8 protein-coding genes, 4 tRNA genes and 2 rRNA genes are annotated in these 15,816 nt (G+C 45.2%); 1 reads left to right on the forward strand and 13 read right to left on the reverse strand.

Annotated elements, in window-relative coordinates; genetic code table 11:
- Positions 1–75 precede the first annotated feature (75 nt).
- The 5 genes from AC0L46_RS05530 to AC0L46_RS05550 all read right to left on the reverse strand — a co-directional run bounded on the left by AC0L46_RS05530 (position 76) and on the right by AC0L46_RS05550 (position 8,514).
- Positions 76–2,959: ribosomal RNA gene (locus AC0L46_RS05530) — 23S ribosomal RNA — on the reverse strand.
- A 273-nt stretch (positions 2,960–3,232) separates the two neighbouring features.
- Positions 3,233–4,773: ribosomal RNA gene (locus tag AC0L46_RS05535) — 16S ribosomal RNA — on the reverse strand.
- The 16S and 23S rRNA genes sit together here, the layout of an rRNA operon.
- 471 nt (positions 4,774–5,244) lie before the next feature.
- Complete coding sequence (locus AC0L46_RS05540; RefSeq protein WP_473506380.1) at positions 5,245–6,417, reverse strand: sodium ion-translocating decarboxylase subunit beta; 1,173 nt, start codon at positions 6,415–6,417, stop codon at positions 5,245–5,247.
- Between the two features lie 17 nt (positions 6,418–6,434).
- Entirely contained in the window at positions 6,435–8,228 is a 1,794-nt protein-coding gene (gene oadA / locus AC0L46_RS05545) for a sodium-extruding oxaloacetate decarboxylase subunit alpha (RefSeq protein ID WP_473506382.1), read from the reverse strand.
- A 34-nt stretch (positions 8,229–8,262) separates the two neighbouring features.
- Positions 8,263–8,514, reverse strand: coding sequence for an OadG family protein (locus AC0L46_RS05550; protein WP_414681448.1), 252 nt, complete (start codon positions 8,512–8,514; stop codon positions 8,263–8,265).
- Positions 8,515–8,692: 178 nt separating this feature from the next.
- Between AC0L46_RS05550 and AC0L46_RS05555 the strand changes: the two genes are divergently transcribed.
- Complete coding sequence (locus tag AC0L46_RS05555) at positions 8,693–9,670, forward strand: tRNA dihydrouridine synthase (RefSeq protein ID WP_473506385.1); 978 nt, start codon at positions 8,693–8,695, stop codon at positions 9,668–9,670.
- Between the two features lie 23 nt (positions 9,671–9,693).
- Here the strand turns inward: AC0L46_RS05555 and AC0L46_RS05560 are convergent.
- From AC0L46_RS05560 to alr, 8 genes are all read right to left on the reverse strand, one after another.
- Positions 9,694–9,770 (reverse strand) — tRNA-Arg (locus AC0L46_RS05560).
- A gap of 59 nt (positions 9,771–9,829) precedes the next feature.
- Positions 9,830–9,906, reverse strand: a tRNA-Arg gene (locus tag AC0L46_RS05565).
- 52 nt (positions 9,907–9,958) lie between these two features.
- Positions 9,959–10,035, reverse strand: a tRNA-Arg gene (locus AC0L46_RS05570).
- 63 nt (positions 10,036–10,098) lie between these two features.
- Positions 10,099–10,188, reverse strand: a tRNA-Ser gene (locus tag AC0L46_RS05575).
- 70 nt (positions 10,189–10,258) lie between these two features.
- On the reverse strand, positions 10,259–10,447 hold the full coding sequence (gene csrA / locus AC0L46_RS05580; RefSeq protein ID WP_473506387.1) for a carbon storage regulator CsrA: 189 nt from the start codon (positions 10,445–10,447) through the stop codon (positions 10,259–10,261).
- A 142-nt stretch (positions 10,448–10,589) separates the two neighbouring features.
- Entirely contained in the window at positions 10,590–11,834 is a 1,245-nt protein-coding gene (locus tag AC0L46_RS05585; RefSeq protein WP_473506389.1) for an aspartate kinase, read from the reverse strand.
- A 44-nt stretch (positions 11,835–11,878) separates the two neighbouring features.
- Positions 11,879–14,497: an alanine--tRNA ligase gene (gene alaS, locus AC0L46_RS05590; RefSeq protein WP_473506391.1), complete on the reverse strand. Its 2,619-nt coding sequence runs from the start codon at positions 14,495–14,497 to the stop codon at positions 11,879–11,881.
- 209 nt (positions 14,498–14,706) lie between these two features.
- Positions 14,707–15,807, reverse strand: coding sequence for an alanine racemase (gene alr, locus AC0L46_RS05595; RefSeq protein WP_473506393.1), 1,101 nt, complete (start codon positions 15,805–15,807; stop codon positions 14,707–14,709).
- Positions 15,808–15,816: the final 9 nt, after the last annotated feature.

Raw genomic sequence — 15,816 nt, forward strand, 5'->3', positions numbered from 1 at the left:
ATTTCAGTACTTTATCGTAATGTGTCTCTGTAATCTTTGATGAGCTTTCTCATCCAAAAACCACTTTGGTGTTATATGGTCAAGCCTCACGAGCAATTAGTATTGGTTAGCTCAATGCCTCACAGCACTTACACACCCAACCTATCAACGTCCTAGTCTCGAACGGCTCTTTAGGGGACTTATGTCCCAGTGAGATCTTATCTTGAGGGAGGCTTCCCGCTTAGATGCTTTCAGCGGTTATCCCGTCCGAACATAGCTACCCGGCAATGCCACTGGCGTGACAACCGGAACACCAGAGGTTCGTCCACTCCGGTCCTCTCGTACTAGGAGCAGCTCCTCTCAAATCTCAAACGTCCACGGCAGATAGGGACCGAACTGTCTCACGACGTTCTAAACCCAGCTCGCGTACCACTTTAAATGGCGAACAGCCATACCCTTGGGACCGGCTTCAGCCCCAGGATGTGATGAGCCGACATCGAGGTGCCAAACACCGCCGTCGATGTGAACTCTTGGGCGGTATCAGCCTGTTATCCCCGGAGTACCTTTTATCCGTTGAGCGATGGCCCTTCCATACAGAACCACCGGATCACTAAGACCTACTTTCGTACCTGCTCGACGTGTCTGTCTCGCAGTTAAGCGTGCTTTTGCCTTTACACTCTATGCATGATTTCCGACCATGCTGAGCACACCTTCGTGCTCCTCCGTTACTCTTTGGGAGGAGACCGCCCCAGTCAAACTACCCACCACACAGTGTCCTCGATCCAGATAATGGACCTGAGTTAGAACCTCAAACATACCAGGGTGGTATTTCAAGATTGGCTCCAATAGAACTGGCGTCCTATCTTCAAAGCCTCCCACCTATCCTACACAAGTAGGTTCAAAGTTCACTGTGAAGCTATAGTAAAGGTTCACGGGGTCTTTCCGTCTAGCCGCGGATACACAGCATCTTCACTGCGATTTCAATTTCACTGAGTCTCGGGTGGAGACAGTGTGGCCATCGTTACGCCATTCGTGCAGGTCGGAACTTACCCGACAAGGAATTTCGCTACCTTAGGACCGTTATAGTTACGGCCGCCGTTTACTTGGGCTTCGATCAAGAGCTTCGCCGAAGCTAACCCCATCAATTAACCTTCAAGCACCGGGCAGGCGTCACACCCTATACGTCCACTTTCGTGTTTGCAGAGTGCTGTGTTTTTAATAAACAGTCGCAGCCACCTGGTATCTTCGACCGATCAATGCTTACGGAGCAAGTCCTTCACACTAACCGGCGTACCTTCTCCCGAAGTTACGGTACCATTTTGCCTAGTTCCTTCACCCGAGTTCTCTCAAGCGCCTTGGTATTCTCTACCTGACCACCTGTGTCGGTTTGGGGTACGGTTCGATCATATCTGAAGCTTAGAAGTTTTTCCTGGAAGCATGGCATCAACCACTTCGCCCAAAAGAGGGCTCGTCGTCAGTTCTCGGTCTTAAAGGGACCCGGATTTGCCTAAGTCCCAAACCTACCGCCTTAAACACAGACAACCATCGCTGTGCTGGCCTAGCCTTCTCCGTCTCTCCATCGCAATATGTACGAGTACAGGAATATTAACCTGTTTCCCATCGACTACGCATTTCTGCCTCGCCTTAGGGGCCGACTCACCCTGCCCTGATTAACATGGGACAGGAAACCTTGGTCTTCCGGCGGGGGAGTTTTTCACTCCCCTTATCGTTACTCATGTCAACATTCGCACTTCTGATACCTCCAGCCTGCCTTACAGCTTGACCTTCAACGGCTTACAGAACGCTCCTCTACCATGCGTATAAATACGCATCCGTAGCTTCGGTGTACAGTTTAGCCCCGTTATATCTTCCGCGCAGGCCGACTCGACTAGTGAGCTATTACGCTTTCTTTAAAGGATGGCTGCTTCTAAGCCAACCTCCTAGCTGTCTAAGCCTTCCCACATCGTTTCCCACTTAACTGTAACTTTGGGACCTTAGCTGACGGTCTGGGTTGTTTCCCTTTCCACGACGGACGTTAGCACCCGCCGTGTGTCTCCCGTAATTGCACTCATTGGTATTCGGAGTTTGCATGGGGTTGGTAAGTCGGGATGACCCCCTAGCCCAAACAGTGCTCTACCCCCAATGGTGAGATACGAGGCGCTACCTAAATAGCTTTCGAGGAGAACCAGCTATCTCCGAGCTTGATTAGCCTTTCACTCCTATCCACAAGTCATCCCCGGACTTTTCAACGTACGTGGGTTCGGTCCTCCAGTTAGTGTTACCCAACCTTCAACCTGCTCATGGATAGATCGCCCGGTTTCGGGTCTATTCCCAGCAACTAAACGCCCTATTAAGACTCGGTTTCCCTACGGCTCCGCTAATCGCTTAACCTTGCTACTGAAAATAAGTCGTTGACCCATTATACAAAAGGTACGCAGTCACGGAACAAGTCCGCTCCCACTGCTTGTACGTACACGGTTTCAGGATCTATTTCACTCCCCTCACAGGGGTTCTTTTCGCCTTTCCCTCACGGTACTGGTTCACTATCGGTCAGTCAGGAGTATTTAGCCTTGGAGGATGGTCCCCCCATATTCAGACAGGATAACACGTGTCCCGTCCTACTCGTTTTCATTGAAATGGCGTTTTCGTATACGGGGCTATCACCCACTATGGCGACCCTTTCCAGAGTCTTCTACTAACACCAAATCAACTTAAGGGCTAATCCCCTTTCGCTCGCCGCTACTTAGGGAATCTCGGTTGATTTCTTTTCCTCCGGGTACTTAGATGTTTCAGTTCCCCGGGTTCGCCTCGTTAAGCTATGTATTCACTTAACGATACCCGCAAGCGGGTGGGTTTCCCCATTCGGAAATCTCGGGATCAAAGTTTGTTTATCAACTCCCCCGAGCTTATCGCAGATTACCACGTCCTTCATCGCCTCTGACTGCCAAGGCATCCACCGTGCACGCTTGGTCACTTGACCATATAACCCAAAATAGTTTCGGATCACATACCTAAGGAGCTTTTGTCTCTCCTAAGGATTTACGATAATAGAAGTCACTAGGTTAAAGTGAGCTTCCACCGGTTTAACGCTTGATTCATCGTTATTTCAAAATTTGAATTGTTAAAGAGCAAGTTTAGTGCAAAGCACTAAGTCAGACATTGAGTTATCAACATCTTGCTTAGAACTCTGTTCTAACGTCTTAAGATAGGTATCAGATAATTTGTGTGAACGCTCACCAGAGCTTCTATCGTTTAAGGAGGTGATCCAGCCCCAGGTTCCCCTAGGGCTACCTTGTTACGACTTCACCCCAGTCATTGACCACTCCGTGGTAACCGCCATCCCGAAGGTTAAGCTAGCTACTTCTGGAGCAATCAACTCCCATGGTGTGACGGGCGGTGTGTACAAGGCCCGGGAACGTATTCACCGTAGCATTCTGATCTACGATTACTAGCGATTCCGACTTCATGGAGTCGAGTTGCAGACTCCAATCCGGACTACGACGTACTTTATGGGATTCGCTCACTATCGCTAGCTCGCAGCCCTTTGTATACGCCATTGTAGCACGTGTGTAGCCCTACTCGTAAGGGCCATGATGACTTGACGTCGTCCCCACCTTCCTCCGGTTTGTCACCGGCAGTCTCCTTAAAGTTCTCAGCATAACCTGCTAGCAAGTAAGGATAAGGGTTGCGCTCGTTACGGGACTTAACCCAACATTTCACAACACGAGCTGACGACAGCCATGCAGCACCTGTCTCATAGTTCCCGAAGGCACCAAAGCATCTCTGCTAAGTTCTATGGATGTCAAGAGTAGGTAAGGTTCTTCGCGTTGCTTCGAATTAAACCACATGCTCCACCGCTTGTGCGGGCCCCCGTCAATTCATTTGAGTTTTAACCTTGCGGCCGTACTCCCCAGGCGGTCTACTTATTGCGTTAGCTGCGCCACTAAGTCATTACAACCCAACGGCTAGTAGACATCGTTTACGGCGTGGACTACCAGGGTATCTAATCCTGTTTGCTCCCCACGCTTTCGCACCTCAGTGTCAGTATCAGTCCAGAGTGTCGCCTTCGCCACTGATGTTCCTTCCTATATCTACGCATTTCACCGCTACACAGGAAATTCCACACTCCTCTACCGTACTCTAGCCTGCCAGTATCCGGTGCCATTCCAAGGTTGAGCCCTGGGATTTCACATCAGACTTAACAAACCACCTACGCGCGCTTTACGCCCAGTAATTCCGATTAACGCTTGCACCCTCTGTATTACCGCGGCTGCTGGCACAGAGTTAGCCGGTGCTTCTTCTGGAGCTAACGTCAAAACATTTGGGTATTAACCAAATGCCCTTCCTCACTCCTGAAAGTGCTTTACAACCCTAAGGCCTTCTTCACACACGCGGCATGGCTGGATCAGGCTTGCGCCCATTGTCCAATATTCCCCACTGCTGCCTCCCGTAGGAGTCTGGGCCGTGTCTCAGTCCCAGTGTGACTGGTCATCCTCTCAGACCAGTTAGAGATCGTCGCCTTGGTGAGCCTTTACCCCACCAACTAGCTAATCTCACGCAGGCTCATCTAATAGCGGAAGGCTCCGAAAAGTCCCCTCCTTTCCCCCGTAGGGCGTATGCGGTATTAGCATGCGTTTCCACATGTTGTCCCCCTCTACTAGGCAGATTCCTACGCGTTACTCACCCGTCCGCCGCTCGACGCCTGATAGCAAGCTATCATCGTTTCCGCTCGACTTGCATGTGTTAAGCCTGCCGCCAGCGTTCAATCTGAGCCATGATCAAACTCTTCAGTTAAAAAGTTTGCTTACTCAAGTATCGAAACACTAACAATTTACTTATAAAGCGAATTGACGTGTTTGACGTCTCGTAAGACTTCAATTTTTTTGATCAACTTACTAACTAAAAGTCAGCAGCCAATCTTCTGAAGTCTCCAGCGAGCGCCCACACAAATTATCTGATTATCTATTTTAAAGAGCGTTGCCGTTACACTTAAGCCGCCAAACCTCTTAAACCTAATTAAGATGCTAAGCCCTGTCCGTGTCAGCGAGGGCGTATATTAAGGATCTACAGATTTTGTGCAACCCTTTTCTGACAATTCTTTTAATTAAATGATAAAGAAGTATTTTCTGATCAATAAAACATCAAAACAACCATAAACTGATCACATAACAACCAAACAACATCTCACTTCACATCAAATAGACATAAAAAAGCCCCATCACTTTTCAGCGACAGGGCTTTTATCTGCAAACTAAAAACTAATGCTTAACCACCAACGTAACTTAGCATCACACCAGCAGCAACTGCAGATCCAATTACGCCTGCAACATTTGGCCCCATAGCATGCATTAACAAGAAGTTTTGTTTGTTCGCTTCAAGACCAACTTTGTTCGCCACTCGTGCCGCCATAGGAACCGCCGACACACCAGCCGCACCTATTAGAGGGTTGATATCTTCAGCTGAGTATTTATTCATGATCTTAGCCATGATAACACCTGAAGCGGTACCAATAGAGAAAGCCACTAAACCTAGACCTAGAATACCCAATGTCTCAACATTTAAGAAATCTTCAGAACTAAGCTTCGAACCCACACCCAAACCCAAGAAAATAGTAACTATGTTGATAAGAGCATTTTGAGCTGTATCACTTAAGCGATCAACAACACCACATTCTTTCATCAAGTTACCAAAGCAAAACATACCCAACAATGGCGCCGCACTCGGTAAGAACATAGCCGCTAGAAAAATCACCACAATAGGAAAGATGATTTTCTCTTTCTTAGAGACTTCTCTAAGTTGAACCATCTTGATAGCACGCTCTTCTTTAGAGGTAAGTGCTCTCATGATTGGCGGCTGAATCAATGGAACCAAAGCCATGTAAGAGTAAGCAGCAACAGCAATAGCACCAAGCAAGTCAGGAGCCAATCGACTCGCAACAAAGATCGCCGTAGGACCATCAGCACCACCGATAATACCAATCGCTGCCGCATCCGCTAAGGTGAAATCCATAATTCCAGCCGCACCTAGAACCACAGCACCAATGACCGTTGCGAAGATACCGAACTGAGCTGCGGCACCTAAAAGAAGCGTTTTAGGATTAGCCAACATAGGGCCGAAGTCCGTCATAGCACCAACACCCATAAAAATGAGCAATGGGAACAACCCAGTTTCGATACCACCATGATAGATATAGTACTGAAGACCACCCGGCGAGACTAAATGTCCAGTCGCATCATAAACAGGTGCGGCCATAAAACCTGCACCCGGAATATTCACCATCACAGCACCAATACCGATTGGTAATAACAATAATGGCTCAAAGCCCTTTTTAATAGCCAAAAAGACAAGCAAAAGGCCAACGCACATCATCACAAACTGACCCAGCTCAAGCTGGTAAAAGCCAGTATCATGAAGCAAATTTAGTAGCTTATTTTCCATTTCTAAGTTTTCCTAGATTACAAAGTAAGAAGCGTGTGACCAACTTGTACAGAGTCACCTTCTTTCACATTAATGGAACCAACCACACCAGATTTAGGGGCTGAGATTTCAGTTTCCATTTTCATAGCTTCTAAAATCATAACCGTTTCACCTTCTTCAACTTGCTGACCAGGAGAAACAAGCACTTTGAAAATATTACCTGCAAGTGGAGATGGAACCGCTTCACCAGAAGATGCTACTGGAGCAACAGGCGCTGCAACTGAGGCCGATGCTGAACCTGCAGGTTGGATAGCGCCAACAACACCACCCTCTGTCACTTGAACAACATACTCTTCACCAGAAACAGAAACAGTGTAAACACCTTCACCACCAGGAGAAGAATTAGCCACACTAGAAGAATCTACAATCGACTCCGCAACAGGTGCTGGTTCAAACGCACTAGCGTCACCACGATTCTGAAGGAATTTAAGACCAATCTGAGGGAATAGCGCATATGTTAAGACATCATCAATTTGGTCATTAGCTAGCTGAATTCCCTTCTCGCTAGACAAACCAACCAACTCTTCTGTTAGCTTATCCATTTCTGGAGACAACAAATCAGCTGGACGACATGTAATAGCTTCAGCACCATCAAGCACACGCGCTTGAAGCTCCGCATTAAATTCAGCAGGCGCCGCACCATATTCGCCTTTTAAAATACCAGCCGTTTCTTTAGAGATAGACTTGTAACGCTCACCTGTTAATACGTTCAATACAGCTTGCGTACCTACAATCTGAGATGTCGGCGTTACAAGTGGTATCAGACCAAGGTCTTCACGCACTTTAGGAATTTCTTTAAGCACATCATCAAACTTATCCGCTGCGCCTTGCTCTTTTAATTGACTCTCCATGTTCGTCAACATTCCACCAGGAACCTGAGCGATAAGAATGCGAGAATCTGTTCCGCGTAAAGAACCCTCGAATTTAGCGTATTTTTTTCTTACCTCACGGAAGTAAGAAGCAATTTCTTCAAGCTGAGTTAAATCCAGTCCTGTATCACGATCCGTTCCTTGCAAAGCAGCAACGACAGATTCTGTTGCACTATGACCGTATGTCATAGACATAGAAGAGATGGCTGTATCAACACGATCAACTCCCGCTTCAGCCGCCTTAAGAATCGTCATATCGGACAATCCAGAAGTTGCGTGAGCATGCAATTGAACCTCTAAGTCTGTTTGCGCTTTTAAAAGACTAACTAGCTCAAACGCATCATAAGGAGTCAAAATGCCAGACATATCCTTAATAGCAATAGAGTCAGCACCCATATCTTCTAGCGTTTTCGCATAATCTACCCAATTTTGGGTCGTATGAACTCGGCTCTTAGTATAAGAAATCGTGCCTTGAGCATGCTTACCTTGTTGCTTAACCGCTTTAATCGCTGTTTCTAAGTTACGAGGATCATTCATCGCATCAAAAATACGGAAGACATCTACGCCATTAAAAGCAGCACGCTCAACAAACTTATTTACAACATCATCAGCATAATGACGGTAACCTAATAAGTTCTGACCACGAAGCAGCATTTGCTGAGGCGTGTTTGGCATCGCTTTTTTCAATTCACGAATACGCTCCCATGGATCTTCACCAATGAATCGAATACAAGAATCGAATGTTGCACCACCCCATGACTCAAGTGACCAGAAGCCAACTTTATCAAGCTTTTCAGCAATGGGAAGCATGTCATCAATTCGCATGCGTGTAGCAAACAAAGATTGATGAGCATCACGCAAAACGACATCTGTAATGCCAAGAGGTTGCTTAGTGGTTGTCATGTTTCAGCCTCAAAAAATCTGGATAGTTAGTAGTTTAAGAATTCTTATTGTTTCTATGGTGGTGAACTGCTGCCGTAATTGCTTCCGCAATCTTCGGATCAACACTACCTGCTGCAGGTGCAGCAACTGGCTTCGCGCTTGGCGCAGCGACAGAAACATCTGGAAAAAATTGGTTCAGTAGACGAGACATAAAACCCGTCGCAACGATTAATATACACAGGAAGAGAAAGACAAAGCCCATCCCCAATACCATTAACCCAAAGCCATCTCCGAGCAACCCGTTCATAACATCAATACCCTTGCTATTATCTTGTTTGTGCCGATCGAATATGATCAGATGCACCCCAAATAGAATAGTTTCTTTTTAATGGGTAGTTTTTTACCACAAACCAGAACAGTTTCATATTTTTTTGCATAACAGTTATACTTATTTCGTGAACAATTCAGTAGAAAGCACCCTTATTTTGAATAAATTAGTACAGAACAATCCAGTCACTCTTGCCGTCGCACCTATGGAAGGCGTAATGGATCACACCATGCGCGAACTACTTTCAAGTATCGGAGGCATGAACTACCTTGTATCAGAGTTTGTGAGAGTCACTCAGTACCCAATTCCCACCAGCACATTCCAACACCTAGTACCAGAAAATAGAAACAACGCCCAAACTGCATACCAACATCCAGTACACACTCAACTGCTTGGTAGCAATGCGGAGCTTATGGCTGAAAGTGCGATCAATGCGATTGAAGCTGGCGCAACTCATATCGACATTAACTTTGGCTGCCCAGCAAAAAGGGTAAACGGTCATGGAGGCGGCTCTGTCTTACTACAAGACCCAAATACGCTTCACACAATTATGAAGACCATTCGAAACGAATTACCCGAAAACATACCTGTCTCAGCAAAAATACGCTTAGGCTATGAAGATGAAGCCTTACTTTTTGATAATGTTGCCGCGATAGAAGCGGCTGGAACGAACAAACTAACCGTGCATGGCAGAACAAAAAAAGACGGCTATAAGCCACCAGCTCGATGGGAAAAAATAGGCGAAATCCAAGATAGAACAAAAATGTTAGTCGTCGCCAATGGAGACATCACAGACGTAACATCACTATTAAAGTGCCAATCTATTTCGGGATGCAGCCACTTTATGATTGGTAGAGGGTCTTTGAATAACCCCTTTGTATTTCAAGATATATTAGCTGAGCTAAGTGGGGAGACTAGAAACAAGCAAGAACATGAGCTATTTAACCTCTTCTCCATCTACACAATGAAACTACAAGAAAAATACGACGAAGTTGCCACTCTAGGAAGATTAAAGCAATGGTGCGGTCATTTACGATTTGAGCATGCAAGCATAAGAGACAACCTAACAACTCTAAGAAGAAGCAATAGCGTCATTGAGTTTCTAAGAAACATAGAAATAGTTCTGAAAGGGTAAAGCAAGAATTGAGAGGTAGTAAATGGTGCACCCGAGAGGATTCGAACCTCTGACCGCTCGGTTCGTAGCCGAGTACTCTATCCAGCTGAGCTACGGGTGCTCAATAACATTAAGAAATGAAATACTTTTGAAGAAACAATTTGGAATGTGTTTTAGAAATGGTGCACCCGAGAGGATTCGAACCTCTGACCGCTCGGTTCGTAGCCGAGTACTCTATCCAGCTGAGCTACGGGTGCTCACTATAATTTCTTTGCAACACTTAAAGAAGAATCTAAAAGCTTTTATGGATGGTGCACCCGAGAGGATTCGAACCTCTGACCGCTCGGTTCGTAGCCGAGTACTCTATCCAGCTGAGCTACGGGTGCATAATCACATATCACGATGTCTTTTTTTATTAAGAAGGATAGTTCTTAAAAGACATACTTGAATGGCGGAGAGTGAGGGATTCGAACCCTCGATGAGTTTCACCCCATACTCCCTTAGCAGGGGAGCGCCTTCGGCCACTCGGCCAACTCTCCAAACAAGTGCGGCGTAGTATATACTGCCTAAAAAACATGTAAAGACTTTTTGGAAATTTTTTTAAAAAAATTATTCCGCAGTGTCTTGTCCATCTTGTTCCTGTTGAATACGAAGATAAATCTCTTCACGATGTACAGAAACGTCTTTAGGTGCATTGATACCAATACGAACCTGATTTCCTTTAACACCTAATACAGTAACAGAAACCTCATCACCAACCATCAAGGTTTCACCAACACGACGAGTTAAAATAAGCATAAAATTTTTCCCTGAAATTAATTATCACATTCACCAAGATGAATTCCCCGACAACTTTGTAGGGGAAATCCTACAAAACGAATTGTAGCTTTTTGGCAAATATTTAACCATCAAAAATTTTATGACTTTATGTATCCAATTGTTACGCTTCGCTAACCCCTAATGCACCGTCGCTTAACTTGAACGCAGAGTGCAAAGTACGGACAGCTAACTCCATGTATTTCTCGTCAATAATCACTGACACTTTAATTTCTGATGTAGAAATAAGCTGTATATTAATTGACTCTTCCGCCAACGCTCTAAACATACTACTTGCTACACCGGCGTGTGAGCGCATACCCACACCCACGATAGACACCTTCGCAATTTTAGCGTCAGAAAGCACTTCTGTGGCACCTAACTCTTCAGCGATACCATTCAGCGTAGACAATGCCTGATCATACTCATTACGATGCACAGTAAAAGTAAAGTCTGTTGTACCATCTACAGAAGAGATATTCTGAACAATCATATCCACTTCAATATTGGCATCACTGATTGGCCCAAGAATTCGCGAAGCAACACCAGGAATATCAGGCACACCTTTTAATGTTAACTTTGCTTCGTCTCTATTGAACGCAATACCAGAAACCGCTGGCTGCTCCATATTCTCGCTCCCCTCTGTTGTAATCAACGTACCTTCACCTTCAACAAAACTAGACAGTACCCTTAATGGCACTTGATATTTACCAGCAAACTCTACTGAACGAATTTGCAATATTTTTGAGCCCAAGCTCGCCATTTCCAACATTTCTTCAAATGTAATTTTATCCAAACGTCGAGCGCTATCCACAACACGAGGATCCGTTGTATAAACACCATCCACATCAGTATAAATCTGACATTCATCCGCTTTTAAAGCCGCAGCCAAAGCAACACCCGTTGTATCAGAGCCACCTCGACCTAGCGTTGTAATATTGCCGAACTCATCCGCACCCTGAAAACCCGCAGCAACAACAACACGACCTGCATCTAAGTCCGCTCTCATTGCTTCGGTATCTATCTTCTGAATACGAGCTTTACCATGAGCGTTGTCAGTTGTAATACGAATCTGAGAGCCTGTATAAGAACGAGCATCAAGACCACGCTCCATCAATGCCATAGACAACAAAGCGATGGTTACTTGCTCACCAGTTGAAAGCAAAACATCCATCTCACGAGCATTAGGCGAAGGCATGACACTTTTCGCTAACTCAATCAATCTGTTTGTTTCGCCACTCATAGCAGATACAACGACAACAACGTCATCGCCTTTTTGCTTATGCTTATAAACTCTATCTGCAACCGCCTCGATACGTTCAACCGTACCAACAGAAGTGCCACCGTATTTTTGAACTAACAACGCCATAATCTATTTATTACCTACATCAAAGCTCAATAGAGCCGATCAAATTAAACTCTTTCAGCAACCCAACTAGGAACCAAAGCAAGCGCTTCTGGCAATCCATCAGGATTATTACCACCTGCTTGAGCCATATCTGGTCGACCACCGCCTTTACCGTCGACCAAAGGTGCAACCATCTTAATAAGATCGCCCGCTTTTACCTTTTTGGTTAACTCTTTTGTCACACCAGCAATTAAACTCACTTTGCCATCATTAACCGCAGCTAAAAGAATAACGGCTGACTCTAGCTTACTTTTCAGCTCATCTAGCAAATCACGCAATTCTTTTGGATCAGCCACATCAATCTGAGCAACCAATAACTTGCCACCTTCAATCGCAACCGCCTGAGACGCCAAATCAGCACCTGCGAGAGCAGCCATTTTACCTTTAAGAAGGTCTAACTCTTTTTGCAAACTACGAGCGTGGTCATTTAACGCCACAACTTTATCAAAAGCGTTTTCTTTATTGCCTTTTACCAAGCCAGCCACATTGCTAAGCAAAGCTTCAATGTGTCGAGTGCTATCAATCGCGGCTTTACCCGTTAACGCCTCAATTCGACGCACACCAGCTGCGATGCCGCTTTCCGCAACGATTTTGAATAAACCAATATCACCTGTACGCTTAACATGCGTTCCACCACAAAGCTCAATGGAGTAATCCGCACCCATTGTTAGAACACGAACTTCACTGTCGTACTTCTCACCAAACAGCGCCATAGCACCTTTCGCTTTTGCTGATTCAATATCCATCAGATCCGTTTCAACAGGACGATTTAAGCGGATCTGCTCGTTTACCATATCTTCAATCTGCTCAATTTCTGCGGCCGTTACACCCTCAAAGTGAGAGAAATCAAAACGCAAACGCTCTGGATCAACCAAAGAACCTTTCTGAGTAACATGATCACCTAGAACACGACGAAGCGCTTCATGCAATAAATGCGTTGCAGAGTGATTTAATGTGGTCGCCATACGCAAAGAACGATCCACTTCACCTGTTACCAAATCGCCTACAGAAAGACGACCTTCTTTTAATTCACCTTGATGCAAATGGGCTTTTGATTGCTTTGTTGTATTGGACACTTTAAAAGCACCAGCACCACGCAACCAGCCTTTGTCACCAACTTGACCACCGGATTCACCATAGAAAGGCGTGCTTTTTAAAATCACAGCAGCAGATTGACCCGCTTCGATAGAATCAACAGCAACGCCATCAACCAAGATAGATTCCACTTCACATTGGCCATCTAAATTGTCGTAGCCTGTAAATTCAGTAACACTGTCAATTGTTAAGCCACCAGACATATCCATTGAGAAGTTACTAGCAGAACGGGCACGATTACGCTGCTCGTCCATCGCTTTTTCAAAGCCAGCTTCATCAATTTCCAAGCCATTTTCACGGGCAACATCGTTCGTCAAATCCGCAGGAAAACCAAAAGTATCGTAGAGTTTAAAAACGGTTTCGCCTGGAACCACTTTCTTATCGCCAAGCTGAGAAATCGCTTCTTCAAGGATCTTCATACCTTGATCAAGAGTTTTCGCAAATTGCTCTTCTTCTTTTAGCAAGATAGAGGTCACTCGGTCTTTAAGTTTGCGTAACTCTGGATACGCATCGCCCATTTCAATATCAAGCGCTTCAACCAACTTATGGAAGAAAACACCTTTTTGACCCAATTTATTACCGTGGCGAACCGCGCGACGAATAATACGACGCAAAACATAACCGCGCCCTTCATTGGAAGGAATAACGCCATCCACAATCATGAATGAACAAGAGCGGATATGATCGGCAATAACGCGCAATGACTGAGAAGCTAAATCATCAGTACCAACGGCTTTTGCGGATGCTGCGATCAAATTTTGAAACAAGTCAATTTCGTAGTTACTGTGAACACCCTGCAAAATAGCAGCAATTCGCTCAAGCCCCATTCCTGTATCAACAGAAGGCTTAGGCAATGGAGCCATAGTGCCATCAGCAGAACGATTAAACTGCATGAAGACGACGTTCCAAATTTCAATAAAACGATCGCCATCTTCTTCTGGAGAGCCTGGAGGCCCACCCCAAATATGCTCACCATGATCGTAGAAAACTTCAGAACAAGGACCACAAGGGCCTGTATCGCCCATCGCCCAGAAGTTATCAGATTGGTAACGACCACCTTTATTGTCGCCAATGCGTATGATCTTTTCCTTCGGCACACCTATCATGTCATGCCATAAATCAAAGGCTTCATCATCATCTGCATAAACGGTTACAAGCAGTTTTTCTTTCGGCAATTTCAAAACAACCGTCAAAAACTCCCAAGCGTAAGAGATAGCGTCTTTTTTGAAGTAATCACCAAAACTGAAGTTACCCAACATTTCAAAGAAAGTATGGTGGCGCGCTGTATAACCTACGTTTTCAAGATCGTTATGCTTACCGCCTGCACGGACACAACGCTGAGACGTAGTTGCTCGCGTATATGGGCGTTGATCTTCACCCAAAAATACATCCTTAAACTGAACCATACCCGCGTTAGTAAACAACAAAGTCGGATCGTTACCAGGAACCAGAGAGCTAGAATCAACAATCTGATGCTGCTTACTTTCGAAATACGATAAAAATGACTGGCGTAACTCAGAACTCTTCATAATAAGGTGCGTCTCTATCTCTATTTTTCAGGACGAATTGGGTTGCGTGAACGGCATATTAATAAGCGCCTATTCTGTACAACGAAAAGCACAAAATAGTACACGCAAAGGATGGGTGTTTTCAAAAGAAACCGTAGAATTTTAAGGTTATTTTGTACAATTCTTAAACTAAAGCCTCTTTTCGCTAAGAATCGAGGCTTTATAGGGGGTTACAATTTGATTTCGTTAAGGGCTTGATAACGATAATTAGGGCGGGAGGTCATTCTAGTGACGAGTTCATAACCAATGGTGCCAGCAAACTCCGCCACTTCTTCTACAGGGACTTCTTCTCCCCATAAAACCACCTCTTGCCCAATTTCGAGCAATTGATCTGAGTTAGACAGCTTCACTGTGATCATATCCATAGATACTCGACCCGCCAATTCGCCCGGTCGCCCGTTAAGCTTAACAGGTGTGCCATGTTGAGCATGCCTAGGATAGCCATCACCATAACCAATCGCGACTGTTGCTAATTGATGATCTTCCTTAGCAACATAAGATAAACCGTAACCAACTTTTTCACCTTGCTTCAAAGACCGCACAGAAATCACTTTCGACGACAAAGTCATGGCAGGAACCAACCCCAACTGCTGTCCCGTCAGACCTGCAAAAGGGGAAATTCCATACAACATAATGCCTGGGCGAATCCATCCACCTTCAGGAACAGACCATTTCATAATGGCTGCAGAATTCGCAACACTGGCTTCGATACCACCAATAGAGCGACGAGCTTGCTCGAAATAAGTAAGCTGCTCCATCGTTGTAATATCAGACAAATCATCAGCACAAGCAAAATGCGTCATTAACAACACCTCGCCTACTTGACCACTTTCCTTCAATTTCTCCACGAGTAACTTGGCGCCGTCTTTATCTGTGCCTAAACGATGCATTCCCGTGTCCAATTTAACAAAAACCTTTTCAATTTTTGCTTCGCTGTCCAATAGCCATTTAAGCTGAGTGTCGTTTTCTATTGCAGCCCAAAAACCGTGCTGCTCACACAACGACCATTCCTCAGCTTCAAAAACACCTTCCAACAACATAACAGGTGATTTCACATCAGCTTCTCGAAGAGACATTGCTTCTTCAATAGCCGCAACAGCAAAGGCATCCACTTCTTCATCAAGGTGTTTTGCGACTTCAATGGCACCATGACCATAAGCATTACTTTTCACAACAGCAAAGGCTTTACAGGTTGGCTGAAGTTTTTTTGCGTAACGATAGTTATGTAAAATTGCATTCAGATCTATCGTTGCAGTGAGTGGTCTTGCCATTTCTAATCC

The organism is Marinomonas sp. 15G6-16 (assembly GCF_055809555.1).

Bases quoted from the DNA above. Each gene is read 5' to 3' on its own strand.
- AC0L46_RS05550 (WP_414681448.1), bottom strand. From the start codon at position 8,514: ATGAACGGGTTGCTCGGAGATGGCTTTGGGTTAATGGTATTGGGGATG.
- AC0L46_RS05585 (WP_473506389.1), bottom strand. From the start codon at position 11,834: ATGGCGTTGTTAGTTCAAAAATACGGTGGCACTTCTGTTGGTACGGTT.
- AC0L46_RS05540 (WP_473506380.1), bottom strand. From the start codon at position 6,417: ATGGAAAATAAGCTACTAAATTTGCTTCATGATACTGGCTTTTACCAG.
- alaS (WP_473506391.1), bottom strand. From the start codon at position 14,497: ATGAAGAGTTCTGAGTTACGCCAGTCATTTTTATCGTATTTCGAAAGT.
- oadA (WP_473506382.1), bottom strand. From the start codon at position 8,228: ATGACAACCACTAAGCAACCTCTTGGCATTACAGATGTCGTTTTGCGT.
- csrA (WP_473506387.1), bottom strand. From the start codon at position 10,447: ATGCTTATTTTAACTCGTCGTGTTGGTGAAACCTTGATGGTTGGTGAT.
- alr (WP_473506393.1), bottom strand. From the start codon at position 15,807: ATGGCAAGACCACTCACTGCAACGATAGATCTGAATGCAATTTTACAT.